Raw genomic sequence first — 11,116 nt, forward strand, 5'->3', positions numbered from 1 at the left:
GGGTCTCGGTTCCGGTTCCGGGACTCGAGTACGCCGCGGTCTTCTCGTTCGATATCCCGGCGACCCGTCAGATCATCGTCGCGGACATCCGGCTGCCACGCATCGCGCTCGCGGCGACGGTCGGGCTCTCACTCGCCGCCGCGGGGACGGTGATGCAGGGGTTCTTTCGGAACCCGCTCGCCGATCCGTCGATCATCGGCGTGTCGTCGGGGGCCGCCGCGGGCGCGGTCGCCGCGATCGCGTTCCCGGCGCTGATTCCTTTCGGCGGCCTCCACCTCTCGGCGTTCGTCGGCGCGCTCGGGACGGCGTTTCTCGTCTATGGCATCGCGACCGACGGCGGGCGAACGCCGGTCGCGACGCTGTTGCTCGCCGGCGTCGCGGTCCAGGCCTTTCTCGGCGCGATGATCTCCTACATGCTCGTCCACAGCGGCGACTCGCTCAGGGAGGCCGTCTTCTGGATGATGGGCCACCTCAACAACAGCCAGTGGAGCGACGTGCAGTTCGCCCTGCCGATCGCGCTGGTCGGCGTTCTGATCCTCTGTGCGTTCCGCCGGGAACTGAACGTCCTCCTGCTCGGCGAGGAGGACGCCCATCACCTCGGGATCGAGGTCGAGCGGACCAAACTCCTCCTGCTCGCGCTCGCGAGCGTCGTCACCGCCGCCGGGGTCGCGGTCGCGGGCGTCATCGGCTTCGTTGGTCTCGTCGTCCCGCACATCATGCGGTTGATCGTCGGCCCTGACCACCGCATCCTGCTGCCGACCAGCGCGCTCGCGGGGGCCTCCTTCCTCGTCGCGACCGACACCCTCGCCCGGGCGGGGCCAGCCGTCGTCCCGGTCGGGATCATCACGGCCGCGCTCGGCGCGCCGTTCTTCCTGTTTCTCCTCACCCGCCGGGAGGTGCAATCACTGTGAGCGGACCCGACGTCGAATCCGGAGACGGAATCACCGGCCCCGACTTGGCGACGATCAGCGTCGACGGCTGCTCGCTGTCGTTCGGCGATCTCTCGGTCCTCGAGGACGTTTCCCTCACGATCGAACCCGGCGAGTTCGTCGGCTTCGTCGGGCCGAACGGGGCCGGGAAGACGACGCTGCTCCGGCTCATCAGCGGGGCACTCGAGCCCGATTCGGGAACGGTCGCGGTCGACGGCGTCGACGTTCACGGCGCGTCCTCGCGGACCTCGAGTCGGCTCGTCTCGGTCGTGCCCCAGGACACGTCGCTCTCGTTTTCGTTCCCCGTCCGGGACGTCGTCGAGATGGGGCGACATCCCCACCGCTCGCGGTTTTCCTCGCCGTCGCCCGAGGATCGCGCCGCGGTCGAACGCGCCCTCGAGCGGACCCGCACGGCCGACTTGGCCGACCGGCCGATCGACGAGATCAGCGGCGGCCAGCGCCAGCGGGTCGTGCTGGCGCGGGCGATCGCACAGGCGACGCCGGTCATGCTGCTCGACGAGCCGACGGCGAGCCTCGATATCAACCATCAGGTCGAGACCCTCGAACTGGTCCGCGAACTGGTCGATGAGGGCCGGACCGTGGTCGCGGCGATCCACGATCTCGACCTGGCGGCGCGCTACTGCGACCGGCTCGTGATGCTCGCCGACGGCGCGGTCGCTCGGGACGGCCCCCCGTCGGCGGTAGTGACCAGCGAGGCGCTCGCGGACTCGTTCGACGCGAACGCGGTCGTGACGCCGAATCCGGTGACGGGGACCGAGACGGTGACTGCGTTCGCGACCGACCACGGGGCGGCGTCGCTTCCGGATCGCGTACACGTATTCGGGTCCGGCTCGGCCGCTGCCGGCGTCGTTGCCCGACTCGAGGCCGCGGGCATCGAGGTGACCCTCGGCCCGGTCACGAGCGGCGACGTGGCGGCCGAGACGGCCCGCTCGCTCGGGATCGACGCGCTCGAACTCGAGCCGTTCACGGGCCTGTCCCCCGCGGACCGGGCCGAAGCCGAGCGGTTGGTTCGCGATGCCGATGTGGCGGTCGCTGCGGGCGTCGGCGATGCCGGTAAGGAGATCCTCGAGCGACTCGACGGGACGCCGCCGCTCGTCGTCGTCAGGGATCGGGTGGCTGTTGATTCGTCGTACGTGGAGCCGAGGATGCGGGATACTGCCGACCGGAACCAGCGCTGGGATCGGAACGGGGAGCGAGCGCTCGAGGCGACGCCGGAGACGGTCCTCGAGCCGGTCGCCGAAGCGGCCGCGCGATGGACTCAGTCAGTGTCCTCGAGCGGGCCGTCCGAGGACTAACGGAACCGACCGTCGGGGAGCCGGACTGGACGGTTTTTTACCCCTCCGCCACCGAGTGGCCGCCAATGACCGAGTACGATTACGAGTCCCTCGGACTCGTCGCCGGGCTGGAGATCCACCAGCAACTCGACACGGCGACGAAGCTGTTCTGCCAGTGTCCGACCGAGCTTCGCGAGCCTGAGGAGTCGACGCGCAGCTTCACGCGCTACCTCCACCCGACGCGGAGCGAACTGGGCGAACTCGACGACGCCGCCGTCGAGGAGAGCAAGGTCGAACGCGAGTTCGAGTACCTCGCCTACGACACGACCTGCCTCGTTGAGGAAGACGACGAACCACCCCACGAGCTCGACGAGGAAGCCCTCGAGACGACCCTCGAGGTCGCCCAACTGATGGACATGAGTCCGGTCGATCAGGCCCACGTCATGCGCAAGATCGTCGTCGACGGTTCGAACACGACGGGCTTCCAGCGCTCGTCGCTGATCGCCACCGACGGCGAGATCGAGACCAGCGACGGCACCGTCGGCATCGAGGACATGCTGCTCGAGGAGGAGAGCGCCCAGCGCGTCGCGGAGACCGACGAGGGCGTGCGCTACAGCCTCGATCGGTTGGGGATTCCGCTGGTCGAAATCGGGACGAGCCCGGACATCTCGAGCCCCGAGCAGGCCCTCGAGGCGGCCGAACGGATCGGCATGTTGCTGCGCTCGACCGGGAAGGTCAAGCGCGGACTGGGGACGATCCGACAGGACGTCAACGTCTCCATCGCGGAGGGCGCTCGCGTCGAGATCAAGGGCGTCCAGAGTCTCGACGACATCGACGACATCGTGCGCAACGAGGTCGGCCGGCAGGCCGAACTCGTCGAGATTCGGGACGAACTCGCGGCACGCGAGGCGTCCGTCGGCGACGTACAGGACGTGACCGCGGTCTTCGAGGGGACCGAGAGCGGCGTCATCGGCGGCGCGCTCAGTTCGGGCGGCTCCGTGATGGCGGTGCCGCTGTACGGTTTCGACGGCATCGTCGGCCGCGAGATCGCCCCCGACCGGCGGCTCGGCACCGAACTCTCGGACCACGCGAAGCGCCACGGCGCGGGCGGAATCTTCCACACCGACGAACTGCCGGCCTACGGCGTGACCGACGAGGAGGTTGCGGCTCTGCGAGATGCGGTTGGTGCCAGTTCCGAGGACGCCGTCGCGATCGTCGCCGCCGACACCGAGATCGCGGAGTCGGCCATCGAGGCCGCCGCGGAGCGGGCCGAAACCGCATTCGAGGGCGTTCCCGAGGAGACCCGCGGCGCGAACGACGACGGGACGACGCGATACCTGCGGCCGCTGCCCGGCGCGGCGCGGATGTACCCCGAGACGGACGTGCCGCCCGTCGAACCCGACCCGAGCGAGGTTCCCGAGCCCGAACTGCTGACCGAGAAGGTCGACCGCTATCAAGACGAGTACGACCTCGGCGAGGGGCTGGCCGAGCAGGTCGCCTACGGCGAGTACATGCCGCTGTTCGAGGACGTCGTTGCCGACGGCATCGACCCGACGCTCGCGGCATCGACACTCGAGTCGACGCTGACCGAACTGCGCCGGGACGACGTGCCGGTCGAGACGCTGACGCGGGACCACCTCGAGGGGGTCCTCGGCATGGTCGAGGACGGCGACCTGCCAAACGAGGGCGTGCCGGACCTGCTCACGGTGCTCGCCGAGGAGCCGGAGCAGACGGCCGAAGAAGCGGCCGAAGACGCCGGACTCGGCGGTGCCGACGAAGAGGAGGTCCGGGAGGCGATCGCCGAGGTCGTCGAACGAAATGAGAGTCAGGTCGAAGAGGAGGGCATGCAGGCCTTCTCCGGGCTCATGGGTGAGTGCATGGGCGCGCTGCGCGGGAAAGCCGACGGCGACCTCGTGAGCGAACTCCTGCGCGAGGAGATTCAGAAGCGAACGTAACGCCGCGTCCGGGATTATTCTCGTTATTCGTCGGTGAGTTCCTCGAGCAGCGTCTCTAGTTCGTAGCTCTGGAGCGCGTCGCGTTCCTCGACCGCCGAGATGACGAACGTCGAGTCGGTTCGCTCGACGCCCTCGAGTTGCTCGAACTCCGCGATCAGCCGCTCGACCATTCCGCTATCGCTGAGCCGGGCGATGACGATGAAATCCGTCTCGCCCATCGTGAAGTAGACATTCGTGACGCCCTCGACGGTCAGCAGCCGGTCCGCGAACTCCTCGTAGGAGTCCTGATAGTCGGCGTGGATCTCGACCAGGACGGTGACGCCGAGTCCGAGTGCCTCGAGGTCGATATCGTAGCGGTCGTTTGCGATGATCCCCTCCTCGCGGAGGTTGTTGAGCCGGTAGTGGATCGTCGAGATCGGGATGCCGGTCGCCTCGTGGAGCCGTTCGGGACTCCCCGTCTCGCGTTCGGCGATCGCCTTGAGCAGGCGCACGTCGCGGTCGTCCATAGCAGCGGGTACGACCGCGGCACACATATGTTCGTCGACCGATGTAATTGGAGGTTTCTACAATATATATGTCGGCTGTAGAGTGGTATTCGAAACACATCCATATGTGTGGTTCTCAATTCGGCAGACCGCGGACTCTCGTAGAAGGATCTAAATACAGCCATCAGTTTCGAAGGGAGTATGACACTGTTGCGTTCAGTGCCAGACGGGTACCGCGAAGCGGTGCTCTTTTCGATACTGGCACTCTGTTGGGGGAGTTCGTTCGTCGCGATCGAGATCGGCCTCGAGTACGTCCCGCCGCTGCTGTTCGCCGGCGCTCGGTACGCAATCGCGGGCGCGATCGTCTTCGGATACGCGGCCGTGGCGAGCGATCGGCTCCGACCGGTCGGTCGAGCGGAGTGGGCGGCCGTCGCCATCGCCGGCGTCTTCGTTATCGCACTCTATCACGGTCTGCTGTATCTCGGCGAGTTGTACGTCTCGGGAGCGGTAGCGGCGACCATCGTCAGCACGGCCCCGATACTGACGGCGGCGTTCGCGAGCGTCTTGCTCCCGGAGGAGCGGCTGGCACCCGCCGGCGTCGCGGGCTTCGTACTCGGACTGGTCGGCGTGATCGCCGTCGTCCAGCCCACCTCGGTCGGGCTCGAAAGCAACATCGCCGTCGGTGCCGTCTTGGTGTTCGGCTCCGCCGTCGCGTTCGCGCTCGGGGGCGTGCTCGTTCGGCCGCTCGATTCGGCGCTGCCGATCGAGACGCTGCAGGCGTGGGCGATGCTCATCGGTGCCGGCGTCCTGCTGGGCTGGTCGATCCTCCGCGGTGAGTCGGTCGCGTCGGTCGAGCTGACCCGCGAGATGCTGCTCTCCTTTGGCTACCTGACCCTCGTCTCCGGCGCGTTCGCGTTCTTCCTCTACTTCGAACTGCTCGAGCGGACCGGGGCGACGCAGGTCGTCCTCGTCAGCTACGCCGAGCCGGTAGTCGCGATGGGCGTGAGCTGGGTCACCTTAGGCTATCTCGTCGACTCGCTCACGCTCGTCGGCCTGCTGACGATCCTCGCGGGCTTCGTCGTCATCAAACGCACCGCGCTTCGGTCCCTCCTCCGCTCGGCGCTCGAGGGGCACTCGACCGCGACATCGTGATCGCGGACCGGCGGGTTCTGGTCAAACTGGGGCCGACGGTATCGCTTCCGCTACTCGGCTGACTTCGCTTCGTCCTGATGGTCACGCCGACTGGGTACACTCCATATCTGCGCCGTCGAAAACATTTATGCGGATACACATTGCCGACTCACGTGACCGATGACTGAAACGAAAGACACCGACTCGGCGGCACTTACCGCAGTCTGTCACGTGCGCGCGCCGCTACTGCTCGAGCCGGTTGACCGGCAAATCGAGACCCTACAGGCCTGCGAGTCCGAAGGGGCGATCGACGACCTGCTGCTCCGGAGTTGGCCGAAGGAGGTCGCGCTGTCCGAGGAGAGTCCCCATCAGGAAGTCCTCGCGAATTACGAGCGATTCGTGCGGTGGGCCGACGAGCGAGGCGTGACGGTTTGCCCGCCGTTCCGAGAGCGCTCGACGACCTCGCAGGTCACCGGGACGACCCGCGAGCTACTCGTGACGCCGCTTGTGTGTCTCGAGCTCTACGCCGGCGACGAACTGGTCGGCGTCTTCCCCCACTCCGACGAGGGCACCGAGGAGACCTACACCACTGACGAGGCGATCGCGACGCTTCGAACCGGCGAGATCCCGACGCCGTTCGGTTCCGTCGACGAGACGGTCGAGGGACTCGAGTCGGCGACCTCGAGCACCTGCCCCGACTGCGGCGGGTCCCTGATCGACGGGCAGGGGCTGTTTACCTGCGGGGACTGCGGGTGGGCCGGAACCGTCACCGAAACCGGGCGATACGAGTCACAGGCAGAGCGGCCGGAACAGAATCGCGAGGAGTCGATCGCCGAATCGCGGTAGACGTTTGTCGGTGTGCGAAAGACAACCCTGCGGAGTGTAGGACTCCGCAGTTATTCTTCCGGGGCTACTCTCGAGCGAACTGCCCGCCGTACTCGGCGTCGATTTCGACCGACGATCCGGTCGTGACGAAGTCGACGGTTTCCGCCTGTGTGCCGAGCGCCGACTCGAGGCGTGCTTCGTCGACGCTGGCCTCGCTGCTGTAGGTGACGACGGCGCTCGCGGTCGCGGCCGCGTCGGTACCCGTCACCACGAGTTGCTGGTGGATACCGAATGCCCCGTCGAGGGCCCCGAACTCGAACTGCAGACTCTCCTCGTCGGTCGCCTGGTCGTCCGAGAGGGTCTCCGGGGCGAATTCGTCGCTGTCGGTGTACAGACAGCACGCGATCCCGCCGTTCTCGCCGGCCCGGAGCAATCGCTCGAATTTCGCGTCGCCCTCGTGTTTCGGCTCCTGGTCGCCGGCCGCCGTCGCGACCGTTCGCTCGACGGCCGCGACCGGATCGAAGTCGGCGTCGCTGCCGTTCGGATACGAGTAGGCGTAGACATCGTCCGCGACGCCGACCACCTCGTCGCTCCCGTCGTTGGTGTAGACCGCGTACGCGTCCGTCTCGGCCGTGACGGTGTAGCTCGCGCTCTCGAGGTCGGTCGCGAGGCCGTCGCGATCGTACGAGCCGACGAACGCGTACACGCCGTCGGCGTAGACGAACTGCTCCTCGCCGTCGGGCGTTTCGTTGTTGTCGAGGTAGGCGTCGCGGCCGGCCGAGGAACTGAGTTGCTGAATCGCGAACGAACAGAGCAGCGCGACGACGACCGGATTCCCGACGAGCGGATCGGTCGGCTCTTCGCCCGCCTCGGCACCCTCGTCCTCGAGCAGGGTGGTCATCGTTCCGACATCGATCGCGCCGTAGAAGTAGGCCGAGCGATCGTTCGTCGGCAGCATCGAGGCGTACGTTGGGAGATCGCCGTCGATCGGCTCGTTCGAGCCGTCGTCTTCGTCGGTCGCTCCGTTGCCGGTATCGTCGGACGCTTCCGAGCAACCGGCGAGAAGCGCCATCCCGCCGCCCAGCAGACCCAGTGCTTTCCGTCGGTGAAGGTCAGTCATTCAGTGGTGGTGGTCACTGTGGCCGTATTACTGTACTGGCCGCGAGCGCGGCTGTTTTGAGGAGATTGACAGGTGTCGGACGGTCCGCGGTTGCGGTCAGTCCTCGGCCGGGCGTTCGGTCGCCCGGCGGAGGAGTCCCAGCAGCGTGTTCGCTTCGCGCTCGGTCAAATCGGCCCGGCCGAACACCCGTCGGAGCATCCGCATCGTCTTGTCCCGCTTCTCCTCGGGGCGGTTGATTTCCTCGAGGAGTGCCGCCCACTGGTCGTAGAGCCGATCGACGGTGGGCTCGGGGGCGCGGACCCGCTCGAGGTCGGGCAACTGCGTGTCGTCGTCCGCGAGGGCGAGCCCGCGGAGTTCGTAGAGCGTGATCGTCGCGGCCTGCCCGAGATTGAGGACGGGATACTCGGCATTTGCCGGAATCGAGCAGATCTCATCGATCCGCGAGAGTTCCTCGTTCGTCAGGCCGACGCGTTCGCGGCCGAAGACGAGCGCGGTCGGCGCGTCGACGGTCGGCAGTCGGTCGGCCAGATCGGCGGGCGTCGAGTAGGGAAATCGGATATGGCCGCGGTCGTCCTCGTTGGTCACCGCCGTACAGCCGATCGTGTGGTAGTTCTCGGCGAGGTGGTCGAAACTGACTTCCTCGGCGTTCGGGAGAATATCCTCTCGAGCGTGGCCCGCATAGCCGTAGGCCTCGCCGTCGGGATCGAGTTCCGGCGGGTCGACGAGCAGGAGGTTCTCGAAACCGAAGTTCTTCATCGCGCGGGCGATCGTCCCGACGTTGCCGGGCGACTGGGCGTCGACGACGGCGACGGCCGGCGGGGTTCGACTCACGGGACGCTCGGTATCGGACGACTCGTCATTCATTGCTCGGTAATGCGGTGGATTTGACGTTCGTATTCGAGCGGTCAGTCCCGGTTTGGTACCGATCGTGAAGACGGTGCTGACGGTCACCGGCGATGACCCGACGATGTGTGTTCATAGCCGGAGTACCGAGCGGGAACGCAAAAAGGAGCGCGTTCGCTTCTCGATTCACCGACTGTTCGTGCTAGGCTATATCTCACTTACTCTCTCTATACTGTCTTTGTTTCCGTACTAGAGAGTACTAGTAACTAGTTCCTAGATGTTATTATCTATCGGTCAATAGGTGAACGAAATGGAGAACACGTAACTCCTGTTAGAAGGAACCTGTGCCGTACTATCGACGGTATTGCTCGAGTCGTGATCGCTGAGCGATACGTGGGAGAGGGACACACCCCCGTCGCGTTTGTAAGGCGACTAATGTGTGGGGGTACTGTTTTGGAACACACCGTTGTCGCGGTTGTAAGATCGTCTGGAAACCGGCATCAATTGCTGAATATTCCGGGATACATCGCGCCAACCCCCACCCTCTCGCCGTTACAAACGCGACGGGGGTGGGTGTCCCCCGCGGGATCGGCGGATCGCTCGCTCGCTCCGTTCTCGAGTCGACTCTCGTTGGACTCGCGGGCAGCCACCGTCGTTCACACCACGGGGAACTGTTCCCGAGAACACCGGTTTTAGACCAATTAGGAGCCGCGCACCGCGATAATTACATGCGCGACGGGGGTGTCCGTCTCCGATCTCGTCCCGATTGCCGGTTAGAAGCGCGAGGGAGGCGGCGGGGCTGCGTATCGGTTACGCCGCCGTTGTCCCTCACTCGAGTCGCTGAGACGGGCGGTTTACACCCGCGATCGATCCCCACATCTTTATTTTAATCCAGTTGGAAGGAGGCGGGTACTGCAATGTCCGCCAACGACGATCGAGACCCGCTCTTTCGGTACGACGATCCGGTCTTCGCCGACGAGCGCCTGCTCGAGATCACGCACCTGCCCGGTCCGGATCGGATCGTCGGTCGCGACGAGCAGATGCAACGGGTTGCGGACGCCCTGAATCCGGCGATTTTCGGGAGCGAGCCCAACCACCTGTTCATCTTCGGCAAGACCGGCACCGGCAAGTCGCTCATCTCGCGGTCGGTGACACAGCGAGTGATCACCGAGGCCGGCCACGACGATATCACGGTCAAGTACGCCTTCATCGACTGCGGCGAGCAGAACACCGAGGCGTCCATCGTCAAGACGATCGCCCAGATCGTCAACGAACCCGACGCGAGCGGGGTGACCGTTCCCGACCGCGGCCTCGGCACCGGCGACTACTACAAGCGCCTCTGGCAGGCCGTCGACCACTGTACCGACGTCACCATCGTCATCTTAGACGAGATCGATATGCTCGAGGACGACGAGGTCCTCCGCAAACTCTCCCGGGCCGGCGAGAACCGGCGCATCTCGGACTCGAGTATCGGTATCATCGGCATCTCGAACAAGATCGACTTCCCCGATCACCTCTCCGAGCGGGTCAAATCGAGCCTCTCGCGGGACGAACTCGTCTTCTCGCCGTACGACGCCAACCAACTCGTCGAAATTCTCGAGAAGCGCCGTGACGCCTTCCACGACGGGGTGCTCTCCGACGACGTGATTCCCCTCACGGCGGCGCTTGCGGCTCAGGAACACGGCGACGCACGCAAGGCGATCGACATCCTCCGGAACGCGGGCCGCATCGCGAAGAAGCGAAACGACACGCGGGTCACGGCGGACCACGTGCGCGACGCCAAGGAAAAGACCGAGGCCGACCGATTCAACGAGTTGATCGAGGGCTCGCCACAGCAGGCCAAGGCAATTCTCTACTCGCTGACGCTGTTGACCGAGAACAGTTCGGAAAAGGAGTTCCCGACGAAGATCATCTACAACCAGTACAAGGAAGTCGCCAACCGGCTCGATTTCGACGTGCTTTCCGAACGGCGAGTCCAAGAGATCCTCCAGGAACAGAACTTCCTCAACGTGATCCAGTCCGAACGCGAGGGCCGCGGTCGCGGCCGCGGCGCACACGCGAAGCATCGCTTGCTCGAGAACCCCTCGATCGTCAGGAAGGTGCTCTTACGGGACTCCCGGCTGGCCGTCCTCGAGGACGAGAACGAAGACTGACGGTTCGATTCCGGCCTGCCGACCGCTCTTTCCGGTTCTTCTCCCCTGTTGTGTTTCTGCCCGGTCGTTCCGAAGACCGTCTCAGATCGAACGGACCTGCTCTATGAGATAATATATATGTACAGATATATTTGACAGAGTGAAATTTTATAACTCACTAATCCAATAGAGAACTATAACCTAATGTCGAACTTCGTGAAAGAGCTACAATCGGTAGCGATGGAGACGCCGGGTGAGACGGCGGTGGCCTGCGAGGAGCCGATGACGTTTTCACAGCTCTGGTCCGCGACGGATTCGTTCGCGGGCGGCCTACAGGACAGGGACATCACGACCGGGGACGCGGTTGCGGCTGTCTCTTATACACATCTCTGATGGCGCGA

General features: G+C 65.3%; 9 protein-coding genes and 1 pseudogene. 7 read left to right on the plus strand and 3 right to left on the minus strand.

What is annotated here, in order from left to right:
* The 3 genes and pseudogenes from btuC to gatE form a co-directional block, all read left to right on the plus strand.
* Nucleotides 1–911 (plus strand): vitamin B12 ABC transporter permease BtuC (gene btuC, locus C489_RS05300; RefSeq protein ID WP_006430135.1); only part of this gene is annotated, 911 nt, incomplete at its 5' end.
* Between the two features lie 110 nt (nucleotides 912–1,021).
* Nucleotides 1,022–2,245, plus strand: a pseudogene (locus tag C489_RS05305) (ATP-binding cassette domain-containing protein); the annotation flags it as partial.
* Nucleotides 2,246–2,310: 65 nt separating this feature from the next.
* Nucleotides 2,311–4,179 (plus strand): Glu-tRNA(Gln) amidotransferase subunit GatE, encoded by a 1,869-nt coding sequence (gene gatE, locus C489_RS05310; protein WP_006430137.1) that lies wholly within the window; start codon nucleotides 2,311–2,313, stop codon nucleotides 4,177–4,179.
* Between the two features lie 23 nt (nucleotides 4,180–4,202).
* Here the strand turns inward: gatE and C489_RS05315 are convergent, their stop codons facing one another.
* Entirely contained in the window at nucleotides 4,203–4,685 is a 483-nt protein-coding gene (locus C489_RS05315; RefSeq protein WP_006430138.1) for an Lrp/AsnC family transcriptional regulator, read from the minus strand.
* Between the two features lie 180 nt (nucleotides 4,686–4,865).
* Here C489_RS05315 and C489_RS05320 point away from each other — a divergent pair, with 180 nt between their 5' ends.
* Together C489_RS05320 and C489_RS05325 are read left to right on the plus strand one after the other, a co-directional pair.
* On the plus strand, nucleotides 4,866–5,816 hold the full coding sequence (locus C489_RS05320; protein ID WP_006430139.1) for a DMT family transporter: 951 nt from the start codon (nucleotides 4,866–4,868) through the stop codon (nucleotides 5,814–5,816).
* A gap of 159 nt (nucleotides 5,817–5,975) precedes the next feature.
* A complete protein-coding gene (locus C489_RS05325; protein WP_006430140.1) occupies nucleotides 5,976–6,641 on the plus strand; it encodes an HTH domain-containing protein in 666 nt (221 codons plus the stop codon).
* 64 nt (nucleotides 6,642–6,705) lie between these two features.
* Here the strand turns inward: C489_RS05325 and C489_RS05330 are convergent, their stop codons facing one another.
* Complete coding sequence (locus C489_RS05330; RefSeq protein WP_049890637.1) at nucleotides 6,706–7,740, minus strand: hypothetical protein; 1,035 nt, start codon at nucleotides 7,738–7,740, stop codon at nucleotides 6,706–6,708.
* 96 nt (nucleotides 7,741–7,836) lie between these two features.
* Complete coding sequence (locus tag C489_RS05335; RefSeq protein WP_006430142.1) at nucleotides 7,837–8,604, minus strand: RNA methyltransferase; 768 nt, start codon at nucleotides 8,602–8,604, stop codon at nucleotides 7,837–7,839.
* A gap of 896 nt (nucleotides 8,605–9,500) precedes the next feature.
* Between C489_RS05335 and C489_RS05340 the strand changes: the two genes are divergently transcribed.
* Nucleotides 9,501–10,736, plus strand: coding sequence for a Cdc6/Cdc18 family protein (locus tag C489_RS05340; protein ID WP_006430143.1), 1,236 nt, complete (start codon nucleotides 9,501–9,503; stop codon nucleotides 10,734–10,736).
* Between the two features lie 183 nt (nucleotides 10,737–10,919).
* Nucleotides 10,920–11,108 (plus strand): hypothetical protein, encoded by a 189-nt coding sequence (locus tag C489_RS21500; RefSeq protein ID WP_006430144.1) that lies wholly within the window; start codon nucleotides 10,920–10,922, stop codon nucleotides 11,106–11,108.
* Nucleotides 11,109–11,116 lie beyond the last annotated feature (8 nt).

It is taken from the genome of Natrinema versiforme JCM 10478, from assembly GCF_000337195.1.
GTDB classification, from domain to species: Archaea; Halobacteriota; Halobacteria; order Halobacteriales; family Natrialbaceae; genus Natrinema; species Natrinema versiforme.

Excerpts from the sequence above, each read along its gene's own strand:
- C489_RS05340 (WP_006430143.1), top strand. The coding sequence starts at position 9,501 with ATGTCCGCCAACGACGATCGAGACCCGCTCTTTCGGTACGACGATCCG.
- C489_RS05325 (WP_006430140.1), top strand. The coding sequence starts at position 5,976 with ATGACTGAAACGAAAGACACCGACTCGGCGGCACTTACCGCAGTCTGT.
- C489_RS05320 (WP_006430139.1), top strand. The coding sequence starts at position 4,866 with ATGACACTGTTGCGTTCAGTGCCAGACGGGTACCGCGAAGCGGTGCTC.
- C489_RS05315 (WP_006430138.1), bottom strand. The coding sequence starts at position 4,685 with ATGGACGACCGCGACGTGCGCCTGCTCAAGGCGATCGCCGAACGCGAG.
- C489_RS21500 (WP_006430144.1), top strand. The coding sequence starts at position 10,920 with ATGTCGAACTTCGTGAAAGAGCTACAATCGGTAGCGATGGAGACGCCG.
- C489_RS05335 (WP_006430142.1), bottom strand. The coding sequence starts at position 8,604 with ATGAATGACGAGTCGTCCGATACCGAGCGTCCCGTGAGTCGAACCCCG.
- C489_RS05330 (WP_049890637.1), bottom strand. The coding sequence starts at position 7,740 with ATGACTGACCTTCACCGACGGAAAGCACTGGGTCTGCTGGGCGGCGGG.
- gatE (WP_006430137.1), top strand. The coding sequence starts at position 2,311 with ATGACCGAGTACGATTACGAGTCCCTCGGACTCGTCGCCGGGCTGGAG.